The 25,898-nt window shown below is 45.5% G+C and carries 24 protein-coding genes; 22 read left to right on the top strand and 2 right to left on the bottom strand.

Translation table 11 applies throughout. From position 1 onward, the window contains the following. Positions 1–328 precede the first annotated feature (328 nt). The gene (locus FFM75_RS00250) at positions 329–586 is read left to right on the top strand and encodes a hypothetical protein (RefSeq protein ID WP_137627183.1); all 258 of its coding nucleotides are present in this window, start codon (positions 329–331) and stop codon (positions 584–586) included. Between the two features lie 60 nt (positions 587–646). On the opposite strand, the gene helD is transcribed toward FFM75_RS00250, so the two are convergent. Further along, positions 647–2,956, bottom strand: a complete 2,310-nt coding sequence (gene helD / locus FFM75_RS00245; protein ID WP_137627182.1) for an RNA polymerase recycling motor HelD — start codon at positions 2,954–2,956, stop codon at positions 647–649. Between the two features lie 171 nt (positions 2,957–3,127). Here helD and FFM75_RS00240 point away from each other — a divergent pair, with 171 nt between their 5' ends. Further along, entirely contained in the window at positions 3,128–3,904 is a 777-nt protein-coding gene (locus FFM75_RS00240) for a carbon-nitrogen family hydrolase (protein ID WP_137627181.1), read from the top strand. Positions 3,905–4,298: 394 nt separating this feature from the next. Next, positions 4,299–5,318 (top strand): tryptophan--tRNA ligase, encoded by a 1,020-nt coding sequence (trpS, locus tag FFM75_RS00235; protein WP_137627180.1) that lies wholly within the window; start codon positions 4,299–4,301, stop codon positions 5,316–5,318. 142 nt (positions 5,319–5,460) lie between these two features. Here trpS and FFM75_RS00230 read toward each other — a convergent pair whose 3' ends face one another. Then, positions 5,461–6,540: a helix-turn-helix domain-containing protein gene (locus FFM75_RS00230; protein WP_137627179.1), complete on the bottom strand. Its 1,080-nt coding sequence runs from the start codon at positions 6,538–6,540 to the stop codon at positions 5,461–5,463. A gap of 158 nt (positions 6,541–6,698) precedes the next feature. Between FFM75_RS00230 and FFM75_RS00225 the strand changes: the two genes are divergently transcribed. From FFM75_RS00225 to purR, 19 genes are all read left to right on the top strand, one after another. Further along, positions 6,699–7,355, top strand: a complete 657-nt coding sequence (locus FFM75_RS00225) for a nitroreductase (protein WP_137627178.1) — start codon at positions 6,699–6,701, stop codon at positions 7,353–7,355. 11 nt (positions 7,356–7,366) lie between these two features. Further along, a complete protein-coding gene (locus FFM75_RS00220) occupies positions 7,367–7,990 on the top strand; it encodes an NAD(P)H-binding protein (RefSeq protein ID WP_137627177.1) in 624 nt (207 codons plus the stop codon). A 105-nt stretch (positions 7,991–8,095) separates the two neighbouring features. Continuing rightward, positions 8,096–9,091: a tRNA dihydrouridine synthase gene (locus FFM75_RS00215; protein WP_137627176.1), complete on the top strand. Its 996-nt coding sequence runs from the start codon at positions 8,096–8,098 to the stop codon at positions 9,089–9,091. A gap of 114 nt (positions 9,092–9,205) precedes the next feature. After that, complete coding sequence (locus tag FFM75_RS00210; protein ID WP_137627175.1) at positions 9,206–10,123, top strand: Ppx/GppA family phosphatase; 918 nt, start codon at positions 9,206–9,208, stop codon at positions 10,121–10,123. A 28-nt stretch (positions 10,124–10,151) separates the two neighbouring features. Continuing rightward, positions 10,152–11,420, top strand: coding sequence for a hydroxymethylglutaryl-CoA reductase, degradative (locus tag FFM75_RS00205; protein WP_137627174.1), 1,269 nt, complete (start codon positions 10,152–10,154; stop codon positions 11,418–11,420). Positions 11,421–11,422: 2 nt separating this feature from the next. Continuing rightward, positions 11,423–12,382: an IpaB/EvcA family protein gene (locus FFM75_RS00200; protein ID WP_137627173.1), complete on the top strand. Its 960-nt coding sequence runs from the start codon at positions 11,423–11,425 to the stop codon at positions 12,380–12,382. A 153-nt stretch (positions 12,383–12,535) separates the two neighbouring features. Beyond that, positions 12,536–13,237 carry an NAD-dependent protein deacylase gene (locus FFM75_RS00195; protein WP_137627172.1) on the top strand — a complete coding sequence of 234 codons (702 nt, stop codon included), beginning with the start codon at positions 12,536–12,538 and terminating at the stop codon, positions 13,235–13,237. After that, positions 13,234–14,076 carry a DUF72 domain-containing protein gene (locus FFM75_RS00190; RefSeq protein ID WP_137627171.1) on the top strand — a complete coding sequence of 281 codons (843 nt, stop codon included), beginning with the start codon at positions 13,234–13,236 and terminating at the stop codon, positions 14,074–14,076. The genes FFM75_RS00195 and FFM75_RS00190 overlap by 4 nt, the downstream gene beginning before the upstream one ends. A gap of 347 nt (positions 14,077–14,423) precedes the next feature. Then, the gene (gene metG / locus FFM75_RS00185) at positions 14,424–16,475 is read left to right on the top strand and encodes a methionine--tRNA ligase (RefSeq protein WP_137627170.1); all 2,052 of its coding nucleotides are present in this window, start codon (positions 14,424–14,426) and stop codon (positions 16,473–16,475) included. A gap of 512 nt (positions 16,476–16,987) precedes the next feature. After that, positions 16,988–17,764, top strand: coding sequence for a TatD family hydrolase (locus tag FFM75_RS00180; protein WP_137627169.1), 777 nt, complete (start codon positions 16,988–16,990; stop codon positions 17,762–17,764). Further along, positions 17,751–18,311 (top strand): ribonuclease M5, encoded by a 561-nt coding sequence (rnmV, locus tag FFM75_RS00175; RefSeq protein ID WP_137627168.1) that lies wholly within the window; start codon positions 17,751–17,753, stop codon positions 18,309–18,311. The genes FFM75_RS00180 and rnmV overlap by 14 nt, the downstream gene beginning before the upstream one ends. Before the next feature lie 3 nt (positions 18,312–18,314). Continuing rightward, positions 18,315–19,202: a 16S rRNA (adenine(1518)-N(6)/adenine(1519)-N(6))-dimethyltransferase RsmA gene (rsmA, locus tag FFM75_RS00170; protein WP_137627167.1), complete on the top strand. Its 888-nt coding sequence runs from the start codon at positions 18,315–18,317 to the stop codon at positions 19,200–19,202. A gap of 104 nt (positions 19,203–19,306) precedes the next feature. Then, the gene (locus tag FFM75_RS00165) at positions 19,307–19,558 is read left to right on the top strand and encodes a Veg family protein (protein WP_137627166.1); all 252 of its coding nucleotides are present in this window, start codon (positions 19,307–19,309) and stop codon (positions 19,556–19,558) included. Between the two features lie 132 nt (positions 19,559–19,690). After that, positions 19,691–20,557, top strand: a complete 867-nt coding sequence (gene ispE, locus FFM75_RS00160) for a 4-(cytidine 5'-diphospho)-2-C-methyl-D-erythritol kinase (protein ID WP_137627165.1) — start codon at positions 19,691–19,693, stop codon at positions 20,555–20,557. A gap of 127 nt (positions 20,558–20,684) precedes the next feature. Continuing rightward, entirely contained in the window at positions 20,685–21,641 is a 957-nt protein-coding gene (locus tag FFM75_RS00155; RefSeq protein WP_137627164.1) for an alpha/beta hydrolase, read from the top strand. Between the two features lie 9 nt (positions 21,642–21,650). Continuing rightward, positions 21,651–22,502 carry a glycosyltransferase family 8 protein gene (locus tag FFM75_RS00150; protein ID WP_137627163.1) on the top strand — a complete coding sequence of 284 codons (852 nt, stop codon included), beginning with the start codon at positions 21,651–21,653 and terminating at the stop codon, positions 22,500–22,502. 743 nt (positions 22,503–23,245) lie between these two features. Next, positions 23,246–23,938 carry a metal ABC transporter ATP-binding protein gene (locus FFM75_RS00145; protein WP_137627162.1) on the top strand — a complete coding sequence of 231 codons (693 nt, stop codon included), beginning with the start codon at positions 23,246–23,248 and terminating at the stop codon, positions 23,936–23,938. Continuing rightward, positions 23,931–24,728: a metal ABC transporter permease gene (locus tag FFM75_RS00140; protein WP_137627161.1), complete on the top strand. Its 798-nt coding sequence runs from the start codon at positions 23,931–23,933 to the stop codon at positions 24,726–24,728. Before FFM75_RS00145 ends, FFM75_RS00140 begins: the two co-directional genes overlap by 8 nt. 322 nt (positions 24,729–25,050) lie before the next feature. Beyond that, a complete protein-coding gene (purR, locus tag FFM75_RS00135) occupies positions 25,051–25,893 on the top strand; it encodes a pur operon repressor (protein WP_137627160.1) in 843 nt (280 codons plus the stop codon). Positions 25,894–25,898 lie beyond the last annotated feature (5 nt).

Genomic DNA, 25,898 nt, shown 5'->3' with positions numbered 1-25,898 from the left:
TCTTTCTGGCGGGCAACCGTCACACATAATTTAGCAACGATGACGCAAGGGGATTGCAGCCCCGCATAGCAAGTGGTGTTAATTGTCAGTTGATGACGATTAACACCACTTTTTTGGTAAGTTACATTTCGTGAATAGCAATTACTGATAAATCAAGCATTACGATAATCGGCCTAAACGTAACCGTTACAGTTACTTGAAAATTGACGGTAAATTTACATGAAAGTGAAGACTAACGCCTCACTCAGATGTTAGGCTAAGCCTGGATTGCTGGTGAGCAGTGACGGCACTGCTTGAATTTACTGATGGTTTGGAAATGAGGTCTACAATGCATAACTTACCAGTATTAATATATGTGATTAGTTACATGATGGTGATTGGTGGGATTTTCTATCTTAGAAAGCGCCATGCGGATAGTAGAATCATGCAGTTTATTCAGAAGTATGGCGCTGTGTTAATTGTGATTTGCCTGGTTAATATCTCGTTCGGCGTTCGTTTCGCTTTAATCGCATTAACGGAACTATTCGTTTTCTTTATGATGATCGTGTTATTTTTGATTTTAATGGCCAGAAAATCGAATAAATGAGGTCGCACGACGCAAAAAGCCGTTCCCAAGAATTGATTGGGAGCGGCTTTTTACAGGTCTTTAAACCCGCACTTGATGTTCAATCGTAAATAAAGTTGGATCTAACTTGGCGATCAGTGGCGAAACGTCACCGATACTGAGTAACGTTAAGTGGTGCATCGCTCGCGAAGCAATCGTATATAACAAGCCGACTGACTGTTCATCCGGATAGTTAGTCGCCGAGATATCATAAGCGATGACGGCGTCAAATTCCAACCCTTTGGCTAAGTAGATTGGTAACACGATCACCCCTTGAGGCATCGTGCGGTCACTATCGGCCATTAAAGTCGTCACGGTATGGTGTTTTAAGAACTGATAAACGTGTTTACTTTCAGCTAAGTTCCGGGTCAAAACCGCTACGGTCGACGTTGTCGTTAGTAGCCGGTTCACTTCAGTCAATAGGCCTTGCTGAGCATTATCTTCGCCATAGCGAATCATCACTTTTGGCAAGTCACCTTCACGCGTAAAGGCTTGAATCTGGTCGCCATCTGGCAATAAAGCCTTCGCAAAGTTGGTGATCTGCATGGTCGAACGATAGCTTTTACTTAATGTGATTAGGTTAGCGCGACGCACGTTAAAGGCATCACGCAGCCGTTCTAAAAGTTGTCGTGGGGCTTCGATGTCTTTGAACAAGGCTTGTTCACTATCACCAAGCAAGGTGAATTTGGCTAATGGAAAGGCATGCTTAATATAGAGCAATTGCGCTAACGAATAGTCTTGCATCTCATCGACGAAAATATATTGCATCCGGCGATTTTCACCACTGCCAGTTAAAATATCTCGCAGCAATAACAGCGGCGCGCAGTCGATCAAGGCAATCCGGTGATATTCGATGCCGGCTTGGAATTGTTGGCAACGTTGCCGCCAAGTCGCTGGTGCAATCGTTTCAGGCCGGTCGATTTGGCCTAAAAAGTCATTATATTGTTCATACGTGTCTAAGAAGTAACCATTATAGATGGCATCATAAACTTGGCGGAGGCGCTTGGTCACGATTTGCTTGCCAATATAGAACACTTCATCATCTAATGATTGGAAGTCACCGCGGCGTTTGTCACCGAGTAAGTCATGATACGTTTCATCAGACATTTGGTCGATCTGTTCATTGACCCAATCCGCTTGGGCTTCTTGGTCGATGCGCCGTTTTAAGCGTTTGATCAACGTGTTCTTGATGGCTAAGAATCGGTCAGCCGGTTGCATCGCCGCCGGCAAACTAGCGGCAATTGCCGTGATTTCAGCGCGAGTGAAGAAGACGTCGCCATTAAAGACAATATCTGTAAAGCGCAAGGCATTAGCTGGCAACTGGTGACAATAACGGTCAACTTGAGTCATGAAAGCCGCACTTTCTTGGAAGTCACGAACTGCGGCATTTGTGGCATCAGCTTGTTGATCGACTTCATAACGGTCAAATAAGCTTTGGACGCTCAACCCTTGGAAGCGGGCACTTAAAAATTCCGCTAAAGTCACTTGGCGCATGTTCCGTTCACCCAAACTAGGGAGCACGTCTGAAATATAGTGACTAAATAATCGGTTTGGTGAGAAGAGGACCATTTGATCAGCTTCTAAGGATGCCCGTGAATGGTAAAGCAGAAAAGCGATCCGCTGTAAGATAGCGGAAGTCTTGCCCGAACCGGCCACCCCCTGAACGACAAGCAAATCACTGTAAGTATCGCGAATAATGTCATTTTGTTCTTTTTGAATTGTGGCGACGATGTTTTGCATGTAGGCATCGTTTTGTTCGCCGAGTACGGCTTGTAAAATTTCATCGCCGACGGTCTCATTCGTGTCGAACATGTTTTTGATTTGCCCATGGTCGATTTGGAATTGCCGTTTTTTAGTTAGTTCTGTTGTCTGCTGACCAGCTGGGGTTTGGTATTGGACTTCTCCCAGCGTCCCATTGTAGTAGACCGATGAGATTGGGGCCCGCCAGTCGTAGACTAAGAAGTTTTGGTGTTCATCGACAAAAGATGCCGTCCCGATGTAGAGCTGTTCGGCATCTTCGTCCGGGCTATCTTGAATATCGATCCGGCCAAAGTAGGGGGAGTTACTGAGATCTTTTAAGACCCCAACTTGGCGGGTCAAGATGGATTCAGATTCTACGGCCCGTTCAACCATTTGTTTTTGTTGTTGTAGTTCGGCGTTAGTTTCGATGCGGTCATCGACTTCAAAAGTGTTGACGGAGTTGTTATCGCCATAGTTCTTTTGGATCACATCGGTTTCGCGATGTGCTTTATCGAGTAACTGATCTGTTTGTTTTGCGCGGGCCTTAACTTGTTTAATAACAGTGTCGACGCGTTGTTGTTCTTGTTGTTGTGCTTGATTTGGTGTTGGCAAACGAACGGCCTCCAGTCTTTAAATTCCTATAAATTGCTTGAACAATTCTAGGCGGATTTTGGTGGCGTGTCAATCAAAGCGGTTGCGATTTAATGAAAAGCATGACTTGCAACTACTGCCACTTTATTCTAAGATAATTTTAATAATTCTAATAGAAAAGTTGGTGGCAAGATGCAAGTTGCGTTAGCACAGATCGATATTAAGTTTGGCGATCCCGATGAAAATTATCGACGGGTCGCAGCGGCGGTTCAACAAGCCGCAGCCCAAGGTGCTGAAGTCGTGGTATTACCAGAAATGTGGAACACCGGCTATGCGTTAACTGATTTAGCCCAGTTAGCGGATACTGATGGTGCGCGCACCAAGCGCTTCTTAAGTGACTTGGCACAACAGTATCATGTGAACTTGGTAGGGGGTTCGGTCGCGGTGGCTCGCGAGCAACGCTACTATAATGAAATGTTGATTTTTGACCGTCAAGGCCAGTTGTTGCGTCAATACGATAAGGTGCACCGCTTTGGGTTGATGCGTGAAGACCAATATATCACGGCCGGTCAGACTGAAAATGTCTTCCAACTAGATGGTGTGTCGGCAATGGGTGTAATTTGTTATGATATCCGTTTTCCGGAATGGTTACGTAAACAAGCCGCGCAAGGCCCGCAAGTCATTTTTGTCGCCGCAGAATGGCCAACGGTACGGTTGCCCCAATGGCGGATTTTGTTACAAGCACGGGCCATCGAAAACCAAGCTTATGTCGTCGCCGTTAATCGAGTCGGCGCGGATCCGGACAATGACTTTGGTGGACAGTCGTTGGTGTTAGATCCACTTGGTCAAGTGGTAGCTGAAACGACTGACCAACCAGCCGTCGTGACCGCCACTTTAGACCTGCAACAAGTGGTCAAGGTTCGGGGCAGTATGCCGGTATTTGCAGATCGGCGGACTGAGTTATATTAAATAGAACGAGTTAAGCATCTAAGGTGGCTTTCAGTGGCACGGATAAACTGCCAATGACCAATTTATCAAAAGTCATTGCTAAATTAACTTTTGACACCACTGCGCGTAACGCTTACACTAGGATTAATTAATCGTTGAAGAAAAGAAAGTAAGGCGCCCGCCAACCAGAGACCGTGTCATGGCTGTAAGCACGGATGGGCAAATGAATTGGCTTTTTGGAGATTCGGTGCGAACCGGGAACCCACCCTTATCGGTAGAATGAGTGGCAGAAACAGTTTCTGCAATTTAGGTGGTACCACGGTAATGCGTCCTAATTGACTATTGACTAGTCGATGGGGCGCTTTTTTTATCGCCTCATCTGATCTGATTGCTGTACGAAGAAAGGATGTTTCATATGACGAAGAAAGTACTTTTAACGGGTGACCGCCCAACCGGTCAATTACACATCGGCCATTATGTCGGTTCATTGCGTAACCGGGTTGCGTTACAAAATACCGGTGACTACGACTCATACATTATGATTGCGGATAACCAAGCGTTAACTGATAATGCCCATGATCCAGAGAAAATTCGTAAGAGTTTATTACAAGTGGCCATGGATTACTTGGCAGTTGGCATCGACCCTGAAAAGTCGACGATTTTAGTTCAATCACAAATTCCAGCGTTAACTGACATGATGAATCAATTTTTGAACTTGGTGACCGTTTCACGGTTGAACCGGAACCCAACCGTTAAAACTGAAATCAAACAAAAAGCGTTTGGTGAGAGTGTTCCTGCTGGCTTCTTTGTTTATCCCGTGAGCCAAGCCGCTGATATCACGGCATTTAAGGCCACCACGGTGCCCGTTGGTGATGACCAAGAACCAATGTTGGAACAAACGCGTGAAATCGTTCGGAGCTTCAACAAGACGTATCAACAAGACGTCTTAGTTGAACCAGAAGGCTACTTCCCACCAAAAGGGTTGGGCCGGATTCCGGGGTTAGATGGCAATGCGAAGATGAGTAAATCTTTAGGCAATGCGATTTACTTGGCCGACGATGCGGATACCGTCCAAAAGAAAGTCATGTCAATGTACACTGATCCTGACCATATTCATGTTGAAGATCCTGGTAAGGTTGAAGGCAACGTTGTGTTCACCTACTTAGATATCTTTGGTGAAGACAAGGCCAAGATTGCAGACTTAAAAGCGCAATATCAACATGGTGGTTTAGGTGATGTGAAGATCAAACGTTATTTGATCGACGTTTTAGATGGTGTTTTACGGCCAATCCGTGAACGGCGAGCTATCTATGAAGCTGACCCAGCCCAAGTGCTACAAATCTTGGAAGCCGGGACAGCGAAAGCTAACGTTGTCGCTGACCAAACGTGGCGCGAAATGCAAGCTGCCATTGGGATCAACTACTTCGCTAAATAAGTTTAGGTGCGACTAGCGTTTACCAAAGCTAACTTTGGCGGCTGCCATTACTACTGACTTACAGCTAAATAATAGCGATTATGCAAACACAACAAAGAACCCGGCACTCATCAAAATAGTGTCGGGTTCTTTGTTGTGTTGTTTAATTGGCCAAATAATTAAAAATTCGGTAGCTCAAACGTAAGCCAAACGTTTTGTGTGGTTGTTCCCAGTCAATGTGAATCAAGTCATCGATCCGTTGCAGCCGCTTGGTCAAACTATTGCGGTGTAAGTGCAACTGATCGGCAGTTAGGCTCAAGCGGCAGTCATTTTCTAAGTAAACATACAACGTATCAAAAAGTGCCGTGTGATGTTGCTGATCATAGTGTTGTAGGGTTAATAACTGCGTGCACATGGTATGACGCAGCAAGGTTAAATCTTGCATATGGTCTAAGATGACGTAAATATTGTAGGCTTGCGTTAAATTCACTGGTTGCAATTGGTCGAGTTTTTGAGCTGCTTTAAACGCTTGCCGACAAATACTTAGAAAGTCGCGTGTTTTTGTCAGATCAGTGTAAGGCTCAGAAATAAAGAAGCAATAATGATATTGTTCAGCTAAAGCAACCAAGGCATCAGTTTCGAATTGTGCGGTAGTCGCTGGTACAACTAATACGAGATTTTGTTGCGCATCTTCGGTTAATGGCATAGTTGGCAATGCTTGTTGCAAGGCGTGTTTGAAAGCCGTTTGATTTGGGCGCGCCACCATCGCAGTGGCGGTGATGGCAACTAACGATTGATTGTGTAACGGCCGAAATGCCGTAATGTCTGTTCTTTGTGGGTCGGCCAATAATTGCGCGAATAAACTGTTTAATTCACTTTGATTCGGATTAGCGGCATAGCGGTCATTAAAATGATTGATAATTTGGATGGCTAAATCCAACTGACTAGCCGTGACCGGGTACCCTTTGGATTGGGCCACGAATAAATACCAAGTCTTCATGGCAAAGGTGTTGATGGGGCGCCGTAAATAGTCACTCGTACCCGCTTGAAAGGCCCCTTGGGTCGTATCAGCTTGCAACCAGGCAGCCGTGATCGGTGGTCGTTCCGTGGTGCTTGAACTAATTATCGTGCCGGTCGCATCAATAATATAAACGGGCTGGTCTAAGTAAGTGGCAATTAACGTCGTCAACGGGTCCAGCGCCGTACATTTGATTGCTGCAAGTAATAAAGCGGTGTCGGTCATGATAGAGCCTCCTTGGTGGGCAAAGTGCACACTTTAAGTGACTAAAGTGTGGGCTGAAACCACGTTTTATTTAAAGCATTACCCAGTTATACTAGGTCTCGAAGTTAAATGATTGCTAAGACAAGTGTACCAAATGACACCTAACGGAGGGTAATAAAATGGAATTTACACAAGCATTACAAGCACGCCATTCAATTCGTGATTTCAGTTCACAGCCAGTCGCAATCGAAACGTTAACGGCCATCGTCGCGGCGGCCCAGCAGACACCATCTTGGGCGAATGCACAACCCTGGCAAGTTGTAATTGCGACTGGCGCGACCCTTAAAAAGATTCGTGCGACGTTTAGCCAACGAACCCAACAAGGGGTTGCCAGTAGTGCCGATATCGAAGTGGCCCATCGGACGAATTGGGCCGCAAGTCCACGTCGTAACATGGCTGATTGGAGCAATGATTTAAGCCAGTATTTGATGCAAAAAAATGTGGGTACCCGCGAATACGGCGCTACGCAGTTAAGTTTGTTCAATAGTCCTGCAGTAGTTTATTTGACGGTACCAGCGCCACTAAATAGTTGGGAAATTTTTGATACAGGCGCCTTTGCCCAGACACTGATGCTCAGTGCGGCTGATCATGGCGTGCAGTCGATGCCAGCGTATGAATTGGTGAAGTATCCCGATGAACTGCGGCGGTTGTTAGGACTTGATAGTACCCAACAGCTATTAATGGGCATTGGATTAGGGTATGCGTCAGATGCGGCTATCAATGATTTTCGGACGAGTCGAGTAGCGACGTTAGCGATGTTAACACTCAAGGATTAGGAGGGAAAATAATGAAAATTTTAGTTGTCGGTGCTAGTGGCCGGGTCGGCTTTCAATTAGCACAAAAGTTAAGTGCACAAGGGCATCAAGTGATTGGGACGTATGGTCAGCATCAACCTGATTTACCCCAGACCGCTCAATTAGACTTGCATGCTGCGGTTTCAGAGATGCGACCGGTGATGACCGGTGTTGATGCGGTTTACTTTGTCGCGGGCTCACGTGGGCGTGATTTGTTACAGACAGATCTAAACGGGGCCATTAAAGTGATGCAGGCTGCCGAACAAAGTGGTGTCACCCGGTTTATTCAACTGAGTTCAGCCTATGCGTTGCAACCAGAACGGTGGCATGACGGGTATTTGAAGACACTTACGGACTACAATATTGCCAAACGTTATGCCGATGAGTGGTTGATGCACCGTACCACTTTGACATACACGATTGTGCAGCCGGGAGTTTTGACCGAGACGCCTGCCACGGGTAAAGTGAGTTTTGATGAGACGACTCTAGGTGAGAACTCGATTGCCGATGTTGTGAGTGTTTTAGCGGGTGTGCTAACAACAGCTCATGCGCAAGAAAAGGTCATTATGATGAAGCAAGGTGACCAACCGATTGCCAGTGCTTTGGCAGCGTTATAACAGAACTAAGTGTGACCGTGCAGTGGGTCACACTTTTTGTTTGGGCACACTTCAGTTTAATGCTAAACTTAAAGCACGATTATACAGAATAGAGGAATTATAACTGTGTCTGAATTAACCTATTGGCAACAAATTGCGGCGAAGGCGCAAGCTGAACAGCGGCCGTTTTTTACGATGGCCCCGATGGAAGCTGTTAGTAACACGGTCTTTCGCCAAGTCATCACGCAAGCCGCGGCACCGGATGCCTTCTTTACGGAGTTTGTGTATGCCAAAAGTATCACCGATCCGAAGACGAAATTTCCAGTTCATGGGCGACTCTATGTGGCGCCAGCTGAACCGCAAATGCCAGTTGTCCAGTTATGGGGGAATACGGCGGCCGATTTCGCTAGTGCGGCGCAAGCAGTCAAGGCCCAAGGTTATCAAGCCATTGACGTTAACATGGGCTGTCCAGATGGGACGGTCATTAAAAATCATGGTGGCAGTGATTTAATTCGCAACCCAGCGTGGGCCGCCGCAGTGATTGCCGCTACCAAGACGGCGGGATTACCAGTTAGCGCTAAGACGCGACTAGGTTACAGCAAGTTAGCCGAATTTCGTGACTGGATCCCGACTTTATTGCGGCAGCATGTGGCCGTGTTAACGGTTCACTTGCGAACGAAACAAGAGATGAGTAAAGTCCCAGCGCACTTTGAAGTTATCGATGACTTGATCAAAATGCGCGATGAACTAGCGCCAGAAACGTTATTACAAATTAATGGTGACATCGAAAATTATCAAGCTGGTTTAGCGTTAGCCAAAGCACATCCCGGATTAGATGGCATCATGATTGGGCGGGGCGTTTTTGCCAGTCCGTTTGCGTTTGAAGCGCAACCACAGCCACATTCATTGGCGGAATTACTAGGGTTGTTGCAGGTTCAATTGGATTTGTTTGATGACTTTGCCCAACGCTATGATGTGCCACGTTTCCCATCACTAAAACGCTTCTTTAAGATCTATGCCCGGCCTGAACTTGGGGCTACGGCGTTGCGGAATACGATGATGGATGCAAAATCAACTGATGATGTTCGCAAAATTTTAGCGGCATCGCCGTTAAGTAAATAAAGTCCGGGGCAATGGCACCGGGCTTTTTTGTGTCGGCGGTCGTTAGTGCCCACGCTTAGTAAATAATGGTAAAATAAAACCAAACTACCCTAAATGAAAAGCGAGCGGACGACGATGAAAAACTTAGCAATTGTGGACCTCGGATCGAATTCGGCCCGAATGGCGGTCAATCGCTTACATGCGAATGGTACCGCCGAAGAAATTAAACGCATCAAAGAAGATACCCGGCTGTCAGAAGGGATGGGCACCGCCCATGTCTTACAACCCAAGGCTATCGATCGCACGATCAAAGCCTTATTGGCCTTTAAAAAGATTTATCAACGCATGCCGAATACGGATGTGATTGGGATCACGACTGCGGCAGTTCGCATGGCTAAAAACCAAGCTGAATTTTTGGCCACGGTCAAAGACCAGGTCGGCTTAGATTTAAAAGTATTGTCGGGTGATGATGAAGCGTATTACGATTATTTAGGCGTGGCCAATTCATTGGTCATTAATGATTGCTTGATTTTAGATACTGGTGGTGCCAGTTGCGAACTCATCTTGGTCAAAGGTGGGCGTTCGCAGCATCTGATTAGCGTGCCATTTGGTGCTGTTACCTTGTCAGAACAATTTGAGCTGGATGATGTCGTCCCGTCAGCCAATTTGTTTCGCGCCCAAATGTTTTTACGTAATCGCTTAGCGGATGTTTGGTGGTTGTCAGAAGCTGCTCATTATCCCATTATTTTACTCGGTGGGGCTAACCGAACGCTGGCACGGGTCAATCGTCGGCGGCAACAAAAGCTTAAAGTGGAAGATATTCACGGGTACCGCTTGAAGACGGAAACGGTCTATCATACCTTTTTAGACTTGTTAACGCGTTCGCGTCAAGGTCGCCAAGATATTTCGGGGATGGAATATGACCGGGCCGATATTATCGTGGGCGGGATGTTGCCACTAGTGACCTTACTACAAATGCTTGATAGTGACCGGGTGATCTTTTCTGAGAGTGGGGTTCGCGAGGGGATTATTTCCGAACACTTAAATCAGTAAACTGAACATTATAGATAGGACTGATTATATGACGGCTGATTTTCGCCATTTTTATCAAAAAAGTTGGGCGGAACGCACGGCGATCGTTGCGGATTATTCGGCGCTAACGCCTGCTGAAACTGCCCGTTTTAAAACCTATTATTTACCGCAACATAGTGAGATTATTGAGAATTATTTAACCGATTATCCATTGCCGATGGGGTTAGCTGTGAACTTTGTGATTGATGATCAGCCCCGGATCATTCCGATGGTGACTGAAGAACCATCGGTCATTGCGGCGGCCAGTAATGGGGCCAAAATCGTCAAACGGGCGGGTGGCTTTCATACCACGGTGACCCGGCGTGAAATGATTGGGCAAATCGTCTTAGAACAACTGACTGAGCCAGCAAAAACAGCGGCCCTGATTGAACAGCATGCCGCGGACTTGTTAGTCGTTGCCGATGACGCTCACCCTAGTTTGAAACGCCGTGGTGGCGGCGCCAAGCAATTACGGGTCCGGCAACTTGGCCAAGGGTACTTATCGGTAGATCTATTTGTCGATGTGCAAGCTGCGATGGGTGCCAACATGTTGAATACCATGTTAGAAGCCGTTGCTAAGTCGATTGGTGTTTTGACCAAAACCAATGCGTTGATGAGCATTTTATCCAATTATGCGACCGCCAGTTTAGCGACCGCGACTTGTGAATTGCCAGTCGCTTTGTTGCAAGCGGGGCGTTATTCAGGGGCCTTGGTCGCCCAAAAAATGGCGGCTGCTAGCACAGTTGCCCAATTAGATCCTTATCGTGCGGCAACGCATAATAAAGGTATCATGAATGGTATCGATGCCGTCGCAATTGCGACGGGCAATGATTGGCGTGCCCTTGAAAGTGGCGCGCATGCTTATGCGGCTCGAGATGGGCAGTATCGCGGATTAAGTACTTGGACGACCGATGGCAAGACTTTGACGGGGCAATTGACGTTGCCACTACCAGTGGGCGTTGTGGGTGGCTCCATTAAGATCAATGACGTGGCCCAACTTAATCATAAGTTACTCGGTCAACCAACTGCGCCAACGTTAGCACGGATCATTGCCGCGACCGGCCTAGCGCAAAACTTGGCCGCTTTGCGCGCTTTGGTCACGACTGGGATTCAACAAGGCCATATGCATTTGCAATTGAAGTCACTAGCCATGGCTGCGGGGGCGACTCCCGCTGAATTGCCGACGATTCTACAACAATTAGAACAAGCGCCACATCAAGATTTAACCACAACCCAACAACTCATTGCCGCTTTACGGCAAACAAAGGATGAAAATTAATTATGACTGAACTTAAATTAAAGCAACAAGTAACGGACTTATTATCAGCGACAAATTCCATCTTTCCTGGTAATGTGACGGTCACGCTTGGTGATCAAAAATCAGGCTATGTCCGCCATGATCAAGCAGAACAATTGATGCAAAATGGCGATATTGAAGTTCACGTCACTGATATTACAGCGCCAAGTTATACGGCGTCACATGAAGTAATGCACTTATTGTTATTGCTCCAAGGTTTTCCTCAGATCACGTTTAACTTAACGACGAACAACGCTAAGTTAGATGAACAATTAATGGCGATTGCGACTGAACTTTACGATATGGTCGCGCATGTCTTAATTGTCAAGAACCAACGTGACCATGACTTGATTGATGCTGATATTGAAGACTTATACGTCAAAGGGGTCTACGCCACGATTGATTCTGAAGACCCTAACCAAGATGACGCGATGATGACCTTACGTTTATTGACGTTAACTGATTTGTTGGTCTTCTTTGGTGGTGACTTAACTAAGGAACGGGCTGCTAAAGTTGACGCTGACTTTCCAAAGGCTTGGGCGGCCGCTAAGCAGCTCTATCAAGTGATTGCCACCAAGCCAGTTGAAAGCCCATTTGCCATGCGGCGGACAGTCGTTAAGTTATTCAAGGCTTTTGATGACCAAATGTTGGCCTGGGATTTGCCATTATTACACGGCAGTGAATTTGTCACGATGCAAAGTGTGTTAAGCGACCGCCAACAACGGCTAGAAGTGCGGCAATTATTTGACATTTACCACTCAGAAATGGTCGAAACCGCGCAACAAACGCGGGCATTTATTGGGCTAAACAAGAACGACCGCCAAAATGCATTCGTTTTACCCGCACCAGCTGAAAAAGATAGCGATGAATTCTTCAAGGAATTGTATGCGATGAATGTGAAGGACTTGTTCGCGAAGCTGAATATGCCGTTTACGATTCGTTAGAGTGTGAGGTAAGCCGGGTTGGGGGTGAGCATTGCCTAGCTAAGACAATTAGTCGGTGAACTTTTCGACTGGTTGACTTAGCGTAGCAAGCGGAACCCCCAGGCTTGCCGAACACGTTTCGACCCAAAAATAACCAAAGGAGGTCCCTAAAAAATGTTAACCAATGCCCAACAAACCATCTTAAACGCCAAGCATATCGTTTTCATGACCGGTGCTGGTGTTTCGACGCCATCAGGTATTCCTGACTATCGCTCAAAAAACGGGCTGTACACCGGTCATCATAATGCGGAATATTATTTGAGTCATGCCTATTTAAAGGCTGACCCAATGGGCTTTTACCATTATTTAAAAGAAAATTTGTATTATCCGGATGCGAAGCCCAATGTGATTCACAAGGTGATGGCGCAATTGACACAACAAGGCAAAGCCGGGGTCATCACGCAAAATATTGATAACTTATATAATGACGCGGCGACGCAAAACTTGGTTGAATTTCATGGTAATTTGTACCAAATCTACTGTACTGAATGTGGTAAAGTCGTGCCATGGCAAGCTTATTTATCGTCGCCATATCATGATACCGACCATGGTTATTTACGGCCTAACGTTGTCTTATATGATGAAGGCATTAATCAGCAAAACGTTGATCGGTCGTTAGCGTTACTACGGCATGCCGATTTAGTGGTTATTTGTGGGACCTCATTTCGCGTTTATCCCTTTGCGGGGTTGATCGATTATCGGAACTCGGCGGCTAAAGTAATGGCGATTAACGAAGAGGCATTACAGTTACCATTTGATTTTGACATGGTACAACAAAATGCGGTGGCATTTTTTGAGGAGTTGGCGCAGGTATGATCACCATTGGATTAACAACTTGGACAGAACACCCGAGTTTACTCGGTGGAACGGACAAGTTGACTTTAACTGAATATTCAGGCGTCTTGCCAGTTGTTGAAGTGGATACGCCGTTTTACGGGATTCCTAAAGTGAGTACGGTTGCGAAGTGGCAAAAGGCCGTGCCGGATAAATTTCAATTTATTTTGAAAGCCAACCAGACGATGACCTTACATGATACGTATGAAGATGGGATTTCGATGGATGCGTTAAAAGCGGCTTATCGTGAGTACCGGGCGATGCTCAAACCGTTGACACAACATGGCCAACTAAAGGCGGTCTTGTTCCAGTTTCCACCGTTTTTTGAGCGGTCGACGCGTAACTTCCATTATTTACAACGAATCGTCCAGTGGCTACCGGGGGTGCCGATTGCGGTCGAATTCCGCAATCAAAGTTGGTATGAGCCAGGCGTAAAAGATGCGGTTTTTGACTTTTTAAAAGATCTCGGCATGATTCACGTGGTCGTGGATGAACCGCATGCGATGAACGATGGCGTGTCCTTTGAACCAGTCGTCACGAGTCCGAAGCTGGCATTATTACGGTTGCATGGACGCAACCAAAAGGGCTGGTCGGCGAAAGGCAAAGGTTGGCGTGGGCAACGAACACTATACCGGTACAATGAGACGGAACTAGCTGAATTTAAAACGGTTGTTGAACAATTACAAGCGCAGACTGACGAAGTTTGTGTGATCTTCAATAACAATTCTGGCGGTGACGCCGCTGATAATGCGCTAGCGTTAAAGCAATTATTAGGCATTTCGTTTGGTGACCTGGGACCGCAACAGTTGGACTTGTTTTAGGCACGAAAATCACAAGTCATAATAGTTCAATACAGGTTAAAAAACTAAGTTAGTCAATTGAAAAATAGCACAATTCAGTTAAAAGCGATTAGGAATGTCAGTCATAACTAGTCGCTTTTTTAATGCCTTCAAAACGGGGTTGGCTGTGTTTGGCAGTTGCTGTTATTGAGCTGTTGAGTGGTACTGAAAGTGCATGCTTGGCCATTTTGTTTGACCAATTGACTAATTCCCCGTTAACCTTAGACTAACCGCGCTGAAATCATGGTTAGAAGTATGATACAATGAGAAAGAATCTAACTAAAATGATAGAATAAGCTAATTTATAATGTTTGAAGGGAATTACAGTCATGGCAGAAACCAAGAAACCAATATTTTATATTACCACGCCGATTTATTACCCCTCGGGTAAGTTACACATCGGGAACTCTTACACCACCATTGCGTGTGATACGTTAGCGCGTTACAAGCGGGCTAAGGGCTACGATGTCTTCTTCTTAACGGGGACTGATGAACACGGGTTGAAAATCGAAGAAAAAGCTGAAAAACTTGAGACTGATCCGAAGACTTACGTTGACGGAATGGCCAAACAAATCAAGGAACTTTGGCAATTGCTTGAAATCTCTAATGATAAGTTTATCCGGACAACCGATGATTATCATGAACGTGCCGTTCAAGAAATCTTCGACCGCTTATTGAAGAAGGGGGACATTTACCTAGGTGATTACGAAGGCTGGTATTCAGTGGACGATGAAGAATACTTCACCGAAACCCAACTAGCTGAAGTTTATCGTGATGATAACGGTAAAGTCATCGGTGGGAAAGCCCCTAGTGGTCATGAAGTTGAACTTGTTAAGGAACAATCGTACTTCTTTAAGATGAGCAAGTACGCGGACTGGTTGTTAGATTACTACCACGCCCATCCAGATTTCATTCAACCCGCTAACCGGATGAATGAAATGATCAACAACTTCATCAAGCCAGGTTTGGAAGACTTAGCGGTTTCACGGACCAGCTTTACTTGGGGTGTTCCCGTCAAGAACAATCCAAAACACGTGGTTTACGTGTGGTTGGATGCGTTGATCAACTATATTACGGCTTTAGGTTATGCTGGGGACGACGAGACCTTGTTCAACAAGTTCTGGCCAGCTAACGTCCAAATGGTCGGTAAAGAAATCGTGCGTTTCCACACGATTTACTGGCCAATCATCTTACATGCCCTCGACTTACCATTACCAAAGACGGTCTTTGGTCATGGCTGGTTGTTGATGAAAGATGGTAAGATGTCGAAATCTAAAGGTAACGTCATTTATCCAGAAACCTTAGTTGAACGTTATGGCTTAGATGCTTTACGCTACTACTTAGTTCGGGCGATGCCTTATGGTAACGATGGGCTATTTACCCCTGAAGACTTCGTCGCACGGGTTAACTATGACTTAGCTAACGATTTAGGGAACTTATTGAACCGGACCGTTGCGATGATCAACAAATATGAAGACGGTCAAATTCCAGCCTTCAAAGCTGGCGTGACTGAATTTGATGGTGACTTAGAAGCTGTCGCAGCTGAAACTATCAAGAACTATGATGGCTTTATGGATCAATTGCACTTATCCGACGCATTAGCTGAAGTTTGGAAATTGGTCAGCCGGACGAACAAGTACATCGATGAAACCGCCCCATGGCAATTAGCCAAGAGCGACGATTCAGCTGATGCCGATAAGTTGGCTAGTGTGATGGCGCACTTAGCAGCTAGCTTACGGGTGATTGCTAGTTTGATCAGTCCCGTGATGACGCATGCACCAAAAGAAATCTTCGAACAACTCGGCTTAGACGCCACGGCGTTAACATTAGTTGATTTGAAGTTTGCTGACTTACCAGCTGGCGCTAAAGTTGTCGCTAAAGGGACGCCAATCTTCCCACGGGTTGATATGGATGCTGAAATCGACTTCTTGAAAGGGCAAATGACCCAGTCCGACAAAAAGAAAGGACGTGCGGCCATGGAAGCTGCCAAACATGCGGCCCAAGTTGAAGGCGAATGGAACCCAGCTGATACAAAGTTGAATTTGACCAAGGATGAAATCAAGATTGATGATTTCGACAAGGTTGAATTAAAGGTTGCTGAAGTGATCGCCGTTCAAAAGGTTAAGGGTGCCGATAAGTTATTACAATTCCGCTTAGATGCAGGGGATTCTGATCACCGGCAGATCTTATCTGGGATTGCCAAGTGGTACCCAGAACCAGATGTTTTGATTGGTAAGAAAGTCGTTATCGTCGCCAACTTAAAAGCCCGCAAGATGCGTGGTGAAATGAGTCAAGGCATGTTATTATCTGCAGAACATGATGGCGAAATCCAATTGATCACCGTACCAGAAAACTTAGTTAATGGCTCAGTGATTGCGTAAAACAAAATCAGTTTGATTTAAAGCTCGCGCTAATTTTAGCCGCGAGCTTTTTTAATAATCCGAGAAACGTGTTAAAATCAGTAAGAATGTGTTTAGATCGTCGTCTCCAGTACCCAAGCGGGTCGCCGTGGGGCAGACCTGCAGCCAAAAGGCGGTCTGCAGGGCGCCTTTAAGCCGTAACCCACGTCTTAAAGGTCGGCCCAGTCACTAAGCTGGAAAACATCACCCAGCTAATTGACTCGACACGGCGACCCACTTGGGTACTTCCGACGCTGAGCATGATTTTAATAGTGTGCTTACTTAGCCGAGAGGGCGGGGCTGATGATGCTCAGTGGTGAAGTTTACCTTGGCTGGGTGGGTTTCCCGGCTTAGGTAAAGCCCGAGTTTTGAAACCGTTGGGTTGTAACGGGTTCAAAATCGTGGCCACCACGTTCCAGCATCAATCAGCCCCAACCGGCAGGCGGCAAGATACTACTAAAAACGATTGAAAATAATTAAAGTGAGGCGTCATGATGCGAATTTTTGATTCCCATACCCATTTAAATAGTGAAGAATTCATCACCGATGTGCCGAAATATTTGGCACAAGCACAGGCTCTTGATGTGGTGCGGATGGCGATCGTTGGGTCTAATACCCAATTGAATGCTGATGCCATTAAACTGGCCGAAACTTATCCTGAGCTAGTCGCGATTGTCGGCTGGCATCCAGAAGATTCTAAAAATTATACGACCGCGACTGAAAAAGTGTTGATTGACCAATTACAACATCCTAAAGTCGTGGCGCTAGGTGAAATTGGTCTCGATTATCATTGGGATACATCGCCGCAAGCGGTGCAACGCAAAATTTTTGCACGGCAAGTGGCGATTGCTAAAGACATGGGCTTGCCGATCTCAGTGCATAATCGCGATGCCTTTGAAGACACGTACAAGATTTTGAAAGCTGCTGATATTCGTGATACTGGCGGGGTCATGCATAGCTTTAATGGTGATCCAGAATGGTTGAAGCGTTTCCTAGACTTAGGGATGCACATTTCTTACAGTGGTGTGGCCTCATTCAAACATGCCGATGAGGTCCACGAATCAGTCAAACAAACGCCACTTGAAAGTCTATTGGTCGAAACGGACGCGCCTTATTTGACGCCGGAACCTTATCGTGGCAAGCAAAATGAACCCGCCTATACCCGCTACGTGGTTGAAGCCGTGGCTAAGTTACGGGAAACAACCCCTGAAGCGATTGCGGCACAAACTTATCAAAATGCAGAGGACTTATTTAAGATTGAAGAAGATTAAAGAAGTGATTGTCGTCGAAGGTAAGGACGACACGAAACGGTTAGCAATGGCCGTTAATGCCGATACGATCGAAACGAATGGCTCGGCGATCAGCACGCAAACCTTGGCACAAATCAAACGGCTGCAGGCTAGTCGCGGTGTGATCGTCTTCACTGACCCCGACTATTCGGGCGAACGGATACGAAAGACGATTTCTAAAGCTGTGCCAGGTGTTCAACATGCCTTTTTGCCCCGCGATGCAGGCGTTCCCACTAAAGCGGGTGGTAGTCTAGGTGTTGAGCATGCTAGTCCAGCAGCGATTCAAGCTGCATTGGCGAACTTGTATACTGAAAACCCAACAACGGCGCCAGTATTGATCAGTCGGACTGATTTGATTCAAGCTGGCCTGTTAGCTGGACCAGCCGCCCGGCAACGGCGCGAACAACTCGGTGAATTGCTCAAGATTGGCTATGTCAATGGCAAGCAGTTACCTAAGCGCCTGCAACTATTTCAAATCCAACCAGCGGACTTTTGGCAAGCCGTTGATCAACTAACTACTGAGGAGTAATCGATGAGTAACGAATTAGATATTGCAAACCCAGCCCGCACCCGGGCCATTATGAACGCGTACGGCTTACAAGTGAAGAAGAGCTTGGGCCAAAACTTTTTGACCGACCAAAATGTCTTGCATAATATTGTCGCAACGGCGGATATTAGCCAAAATGATAATGTGATTGAAATTGGCCCGGGGATTGGGGCATTGACCGAATATTTAGCACGAGCAGCGCACCAAGTCTTGGCATTTGAAATCGATGATCGGTTATTACCAATCTTAGATGAAACGTTATTTGAATATGATAATGTTAAAATCTTAAACCAAGACATCTTAAAAGCCGATTTACCAGCGATGATTGCGGCTCATTTAGACGCTGATCGGCCATTGAAATTAGTCGCGAACTTGCCATATTACATTACGACACCGATCTTAATGGGTGTATTAGCTGGCAGTGTTCACTTTGAAAATATTGTCGTGATGATGCAAAAAGAAGTCGCTGATCGCTTGGCTGCAGAACCAGGTACCAAAGCCTATGGCGCATTGACGATTGCAGTGCAATACCGGATGGCTGCTGAAATGGCAATGGTCGTTCCACGAACCGTGTTTGTCCCTGCACCAAATGTCGATTCCGCGATTGTTAAGTTAACGGCGTTACCACCACGGACACATGTCCCATTCGATGAAGCGGCCTTTTTCAAGGTCGTTAAGGCTGGCTTTGCCCATCGACGGAAAAATCTTTGGAATAATATGCAGAGTTTGTTCGGTAAACAACCTGAGACAAAAACGGCGATTCAACAAGCCTTAGATGTGGCTAAAATCGATCCTAAAATCCGCGCGGAACGCTTGACAGTTGACGAATTTATCACGTTAACAGATGCCTTGCATGCAAGTGAATTGCTTTAGTCATTAATTATGATAAAACAGTTGCACATCAGAAAACCTTGTGATATAATATTGACTTTTTCATGAAAAGCTAGTATAGTTATTTCACATGAGGAGGTTGCTGAATGCCAATTTCACTAGCTGCAATTAAGGATAAGCTCGATTCCCGGATCGGCCAACGGATGAAAGTCGTTGCCCAAGCGGGTCGTAAAAAGACCACCGAACGTCATGGTGTCTTAAAAGAAACCTATCGTTCCGTGTTTGTCGTGGATTTAGATCAACAAGAAAATTCATTTGAACGGGTTTCCTATAGTTACACCGATGTGTTAACAAAGAACGTTCAAATCGCCTTTGAAGACGAAACAACTGAAGCCTAATTCGCCATGTGCGGATTCACAATATTAAGACCCCCAGCAAGGTCTTTTTATTTTGCCCTCATATTAGTATAATTGTATCAAAGTAAGTAAACGACCCCATTGTAATCGCGGTCATAAAAGAGGGTGAGACGCGTGCAGATCGTGGAAAAAGCGCCAGCGAAAATCAATTTAGGCTTGGATACGCTGTTTGAGCATCGTAATGGCGATAAAGAGTGGAATATGGTGATGACATCGGTCGACTTGGCCGATTATGTGCAGATTGAGACCATTCCGGCGAACCGAATCGAAGTGGCGACTGATAGTGGCTTTTTGCCAAATGATCGGCGTAACTTGGCTTTTCAAGCCGTCAGCTTATTAAAACGCCGCTACCATATAAAAAGCGGGGTTCGAATTAAAATCAAGAAGGTCATCCCGGTTGCGGCCGGTTTAGGTGGTGGGTCGTCAGATGCTGCCGCGGTCTTGCGTGGCCTCAACCGCATGTGGGAACTCAACTTAGATTTAAAGACCTTAGCGCAACTAGGCTTACAAATCGATTCGGATGTGCCGTATTGTGTCTATAGTCAAACCGCGCACGTTACGGGTAAAGGGGAAGTCGTGACGCCATTAGCAAAGTTACCAGCATTATGGATCGTCTTGGCAAAGCCCAAAATCAGTGTGTCGACGCCGAATATTTTGCGGCAAGTCGATTATGATCAACTGCCTGATCATCCAGATATTGATGGCTTATTAGCCGGCATTCAAGCGGGTGACTTACAGCAGATCGTACCCAATATGGGGAATGTGCTCGAATCGATTACGGCAAAGCGGTATCCTGAGATTACGCAAATTAAGCAACAATTATTGACCTTTGGGGCTGATGCCGCGCAAATGAGTGGCACTGGGCCAACGGTCTTTGGCGTCTGTCGGAAGCAGTCCCGGGCCCAGCGGGTTTATAATTCGTTGAAGGGCTTTTGTAAAGAAGTCTATTTAGTCCGACCAGTTAATTTAACTGATCGTTAAGTGTCAGGCGACCAGCAAGCGTGTTGGGCGTCTGTTTTTTTGTTAAAAATGCCCAAAATCAGTCGTAATCGATGCACAACTATTGTTAATTATGGTTAAATTAAACTTAAGAAGTGAGGTGGTTAAGATGAAGAACGCAACGAAACTTGGTCTGAAATTAGCCGGTGTGGTCGGTGCAATGACCTATACAGGGTCGCTGGTTGGTGGCGCGATTGCGTACCAATTGGCGATGCATGTTAATGATGACCAAAAAGAACGTGGCAAAGCCTTGTCACGGGCTGAAAATACTGAGATTGAAAATTTTTGGTATGATAAACAGCTAAAACAACAATGGTTAATGCAGTCATTTGATGGCTTGAACCTCGTTGCGACCTATATCCAGAACCCCCACGCCACGGGACGATTGGCGATCTTAGCGCATGGTTTGAACCACTCGCGTGAACAAATGGTACCGTATGCCCGCATTTTTATGAGCTTAGGCTACGATGTATTGATGCCAGATGCGCGCGCCTTTGGTGATAGTGAAGGCCATACGATTGGTTATGGCTGGTTGGATCGACTAGATTATCAACGCTGGGTCGCGATGGCGTTAGAACAGTTAGGCACAGATGTTGAAATCGTCTTAATGGGGATCTCAATGGGAGCGGCGACGGTCATGGCTGCCAGTGGTGAGCCACTGCCGGGTAATGTTAAAGCCATCATTGAAGATAGTGGCTATGCGAGTCTATATGCGGAAGCCAAATTCCGGATCGCCCATAAGTTCAAGTTGCCGGCTAGTTTGATTATGCCAATGGCGAACCATTTGGCTAGAAAGAGTGCCGGTTATGCCTTTAGCGATGGTCAGAATTTACGCCAAGCGGCGACGGGTGGATTGCCAATCTTAATCATTCATGGCACACATGATCAGACGGTACCTGTACGCAATGCCCATCAGCTTTATGACCAGTTACCGCAACAAAAAGGGCTATATATTGATGCCGAAGCCGGTCATGTTGAGGCGATTCGGACCCATCCAGACCGTTATCAAGCCGTGGTTAATGAATTCTTGACTGAACAAGCGGGGTTAGCCGCGTTGAAAGCGTAGGTGAAAGTGATGTCAGAACCAATCCAAGTGCTAGTGACCTTAAATGCCGGTTATTTAGACCCGCTAAAAGTCATGTTAACGTCGTTACATGCCAATAATCCTGGTGAGTCGATTCATTTGTGGGTCGTGCATGCCAGTTTAACGGCAGCCCAAATTGACGAATTGCGGTGGTTGACGGATCAGTTTGGTTGGGAGTTGAGCAATGAACGGGTGACCGCGGACTTTACGGCCAGTGTGCCACTGATTGAACGGTATCCAAAAGAAATGTACTTCCGACTACTGAGTGGTGAAATCTTACCGCCGACTGTGCAACGGGTTTTATACTTAGATCCAGATATTTTAGTCATCAATCCGTTACGGCCACTTTGGGCATTAGACTTGAAAGGCAAGATGTTAGCTGCATCGGCACATCGTGGTGTGACGAAACTAGTCGATAGTGTCAATCAGCTACGGCTCGGCACAACAACGAGTTACTTTAATTCCGGAGTCTTAGTGTTAGATCTAGCCCAAGCCCGGGAAAAAATTAAGTTAACTGATATTACAGCAACGATTGAAAAATACAGTGCATCACTGATTTTACCCGATCAAGATATTTTAAATTTCTTGTATGGTACCGATATTTTAGAAATTCCCGAGGAAATCTGGAACTATGATACCCGCAAGTACTTGGTCTATCAGACACGCAGTTTGAATGAACAAGATATTCACTGGGTGATGGCGCATACGGCAATCTTGCATTACTGTGGCACGCCCAAACCTTGGGATGCTAGTAGTGACAGCAAGTTTACCGGCTTGTTTTTAAATTATCAACAACAGCTACAGCGACTGATGGCATTACGGCCAGCCGTGACTGAAGCTTAAAAGGTCTTTCAACGACGCAACTAGGAGTTGTGCGCTGAAAGACTTTTTTATTGCATAAGCCACTAGCGAAACTAACACTTATTAAAGTGAACAGTATCTGGTTTCAAGCGTTGCTTTAATTTCAGATGAGGTATTCATAAAAAAGCGCCCAGCCGGTTTATGGCTGGACGCTAAGTCAAAAACTCATTATTAACAACGGTTGACAATGAGTCGTGAAACTTTTGAATAATTGGTTTTAAGGATATTTATGAAAATGTCGATAGATGCACCAAGAGAGCAGTAATGCAGTTAGGAAAAGTGCATTCGCGAAATAAAATCTTAACGGTGACAAGGTTACTTTTCCGACAATAGTGAATACTAAAAAGAGACTGCTTAAAAGCGTCAGATCATAAAGGACTGATTTGAATTTGATCTTTTTTAAATGCTGCCAAATTTTCAAATTTACAACCCCTATTTAATATTATTTTAGTGGCGTAGGATCAGCTTTGTCGTTTAGTTACTGGCCTGAAAATTTTATGTATAGTTCGCTAATTAATTAGTTCCTTTTCATAGAAAAAGTAACATATGAAAATCTTTGAAACAAGTCATATTTCAATATTTATTTCTCTGTGATTTTTTACAATAAAGATTATCTTTTAAGCGAAAAGGCAATTGCAGTGGCCTATTGACAAATCAAACGAATCAGGTAAACTAAAATAGTAATCATTACTATTTACCTTACAAAGAGAGATGGGGGCCAAAATATGACGGAACCCTTAATTGCCGTCCAACACTTAGGGATTAGTTTTCCTAATCATCCAGTGTTTAAAGATTTGAATTTTGACATTCAACGGGGCGACTTTTTAACGGTCATCGGTGAAAATGGGGTTGGTAAGACAACTTTGATTCGAGCACTGCTCGGCCTAGTCAAACCCACCACCGGTCAAATTAAGTATTATCCAAGTCGAAAAGCCACTAAGATTGGCTATGTGCCACAGTTTCGGAACTTGGATCAAGAATATCCATTGACGATTGAAGACTTCGTGGGCTTAAACGTCCGTGGCTGGTTACCATGGCTTTCGAAAGCTGAACACCAGCAAGTCAATACGGCGTTAAGTGTCACTAATGTTAAGAAAATTAAACAGCGCCCATTAGGGATGGCATCGGGTGGCGAAAAGCAACGGGCGTATTTAGCCCAAGCGATTGTTGAAGCGCCGCAACTCTTGATCCTTGATGAATCGACTGCCAGTTTAGATAATGAAATGAAATATGAATTGCTCGACCTGGTTCAAAATCTCAATCAGACAAGTGGCATCACGGTGTTATTTATTACCCATGATTTACCACTAGCCCAAAAGTATGCCAAGCATTACTTGGCATTACGCCCCGGCCAACAACAGTTTGGCGCGATGGCGGGGATGTCGATTGAACAATTGAAGGAGGCCAGCGATGTTTAGTTTAGCGTTTATGCGTCACGCCTACTTAGCGGGGACGTTTATTGCCATTATTTGTGGGACGATTGGGGTCTTTGTGATTGCCCGCAACTTGTCATTTTTGACCCACACGTTATCCGAAATTGGCTTTGCCGGGGCCGCCTTTGGTATCTTTATGGGGTGGACCGCTTTATCTGGAATGTTGATTTTTACCGTGATCAGTTCAGTGATCGTCGGTCAGATGAGTGTCAAACAATCGCGGCGGGAAGCGTCGATTTCCGCTATCTCAGCGTTGTTTATTGGATTAGGAATCTTGTTCTTGTCCTTATCGAATCAGACGTCTAGTTATGCGACGAGTATTTTATTTGGGAGTGTCATTGGGATTGCGCAAGCGGATGTGATTCGCGTGGCGGTATTATCTGGCATCGTGCTGTTAGTGATGCTAGCCTTGTATCGCCCCTTGAAGTTTGATTCATTTGATGCGATTGGGGCCAGAGTCAGCGGCTTATGGACGACGGCCATCTCGGTGGTTTTCTTAGTGTTAGTCGCAATGAGTGTCAGTGTTGCGGCCCAAATTGTCGGGTCACTATTGATCTTTATCTTGTTGACGTTACCGGCCGCGGCGGCAAGATACTTTGTGCACACCGTTAGCAAAATGATTGGGCTGTCAATCCTGTTTGCGTTATTAGGTGTTTGGGTCGGGTTGTATTTAAGTTATGCCACCAATTTACCGGTCAGTTTCTTTATCGCATCGATTGAATGTCTATTTTACTTTGCCGCTTTGGGCTATCAACGCCTACGAGTGGGAAGTTAAGTTGGAACTAATTGGTTAAAATTTAGATGTTAATTAAATGCGCTGAATAAAAGAGCGGTCATTGCAAGCAAATGCAGTGACCGCTCTTTTTGGGTCTAAGCGGGGCTAAAGTTGGGCAGACTAGCCGCAGTAACTAAAGTAAATTAAGGGAATGTTCTCAATTTCCACGCGTCTAGCCCGATAAAATTGAAGATTCTGGCAGAAATATTAAGAAATTCCGATTGTTTCCTAAAAAAGTTGTAAAAGTCTGGCTAATTTCCGAACGTTTGTGTTATCATTTTGCATAGACTTTAAAAAAGATGATTTAGGTTGAGGTGGAAACATGAAAGTACGTAGAAGCGAACGATTAATCGATATGACGCGCTATTTATTAGAACGGCCCCATACATTAGTCTCGTTGACGTTTTTTGCAGAACGGTACGAATCTGCAAAATCTTCGATTAGTGAAGATTTAACGATTTTAAAGCGCACCTTTCAAATGCGGGGCACTGGGATTTTGGAAACGATTCCTGGCGCTGCCGGTGGTGCGCGATTTATCCCCTATATTTTAAAAGAAGAAGCCCAAGAATTTATTGATGAAATGACCGATTTAGTGGCGGACAAGAGCCGGGTGTTACCAGGTGGCTATGTTTATTTATCTGATATCTTAGGTCAACCCGAGATTTTACGCCAAGTTGGTCGGGTCATTGCAACGCAATATTTGAATCAAAAGATTGATGCCGTGATGACGGTAGCAACTAAAGGGATTCCAATTGCCCAAAGTGTGGCGACTTACTTAAATGTGCCATTTGTCATCGTGCGCAACGATTCTAAGATTACTGAAGGCTCAACGGTTAGTGTGAATTACGTTTCCGGTTCTTCTGAACGGATCAAAAAGATGGAATTATCGAAACGGAGCTTGAGTGAAGGCGCCAATGTCTTGATCGTCGACGACTTCATGAAGGGCGGCGGCACTATCAACGGGATGAAGACGTTGATTGAAGAATTCGACGCGAACTTGATTGGCATTACGGTCTTTGCGGAAGCCGCCTTTACGGGTAATCGATTGATCGATGATTATACGTCATTATTGCGGGTCACCAATGTCAATGATAACGAAAAGGCCATCAAAGTTGTCCCAGGGAACTATTTAGAAAAGGTCTTCGGGGCTGAAGACCAAAAGTAATTAGG

Source organism: Lactiplantibacillus daowaiensis, from assembly GCF_005405085.1.
Lineage (GTDB): Bacteria > Bacillota > Bacilli > Lactobacillales > Lactobacillaceae > Lactiplantibacillus > Lactiplantibacillus daowaiensis.
This window is presented reverse-complemented; position numbering and strand designations above follow the sequence as displayed.

Bases quoted from the DNA above. Each gene is read 5' to 3' on its own strand.
- FFM75_RS00250 (WP_137627183.1), top strand. From the start codon at position 329: ATGCATAACTTACCAGTATTAATATATGTGATTAGTTACATGATGGTG.
- FFM75_RS00240 (WP_137627181.1), top strand. From the start codon at position 3,128: ATGCAAGTTGCGTTAGCACAGATCGATATTAAGTTTGGCGATCCCGAT.
- trpS (WP_137627180.1), top strand. From the start codon at position 4,299: ATGACGAAGAAAGTACTTTTAACGGGTGACCGCCCAACCGGTCAATTA.
- FFM75_RS00230 (WP_137627179.1), bottom strand. From the start codon at position 6,540: ATGACCGACACCGCTTTATTACTTGCAGCAATCAAATGTACGGCGCTG.
- FFM75_RS00225 (WP_137627178.1), top strand. From the start codon at position 6,699: ATGGAATTTACACAAGCATTACAAGCACGCCATTCAATTCGTGATTTC.
- FFM75_RS00220 (WP_137627177.1), top strand. From the start codon at position 7,367: ATGAAAATTTTAGTTGTCGGTGCTAGTGGCCGGGTCGGCTTTCAATTA.
- FFM75_RS00210 (WP_137627175.1), top strand. From the start codon at position 9,206: ATGAAAAACTTAGCAATTGTGGACCTCGGATCGAATTCGGCCCGAATG.
- FFM75_RS00205 (WP_137627174.1), top strand. From the start codon at position 10,152: ATGACGGCTGATTTTCGCCATTTTTATCAAAAAAGTTGGGCGGAACGC.
- FFM75_RS00200 (WP_137627173.1), top strand. From the start codon at position 11,423: ATGACTGAACTTAAATTAAAGCAACAAGTAACGGACTTATTATCAGCG.
- FFM75_RS00195 (WP_137627172.1), top strand. From the start codon at position 12,536: ATGTTAACCAATGCCCAACAAACCATCTTAAACGCCAAGCATATCGTT.
- FFM75_RS00190 (WP_137627171.1), top strand. From the start codon at position 13,234: ATGATCACCATTGGATTAACAACTTGGACAGAACACCCGAGTTTACTC.
- metG (WP_137627170.1), top strand. From the start codon at position 14,424: ATGGCAGAAACCAAGAAACCAATATTTTATATTACCACGCCGATTTAT.
- FFM75_RS00180 (WP_137627169.1), top strand. From the start codon at position 16,988: ATGCGAATTTTTGATTCCCATACCCATTTAAATAGTGAAGAATTCATC.
- rsmA (WP_137627167.1), top strand. From the start codon at position 18,315: ATGAGTAACGAATTAGATATTGCAAACCCAGCCCGCACCCGGGCCATT.
- FFM75_RS00165 (WP_137627166.1), top strand. From the start codon at position 19,307: ATGCCAATTTCACTAGCTGCAATTAAGGATAAGCTCGATTCCCGGATC.
- FFM75_RS00155 (WP_137627164.1), top strand. From the start codon at position 20,685: ATGAAGAACGCAACGAAACTTGGTCTGAAATTAGCCGGTGTGGTCGGT.
- FFM75_RS00150 (WP_137627163.1), top strand. From the start codon at position 21,651: ATGTCAGAACCAATCCAAGTGCTAGTGACCTTAAATGCCGGTTATTTA.
- FFM75_RS00145 (WP_137627162.1), top strand. From the start codon at position 23,246: ATGACGGAACCCTTAATTGCCGTCCAACACTTAGGGATTAGTTTTCCT.
- FFM75_RS00140 (WP_137627161.1), top strand. From the start codon at position 23,931: ATGTTTAGTTTAGCGTTTATGCGTCACGCCTACTTAGCGGGGACGTTT.
- purR (WP_137627160.1), top strand. From the start codon at position 25,051: ATGAAAGTACGTAGAAGCGAACGATTAATCGATATGACGCGCTATTTA.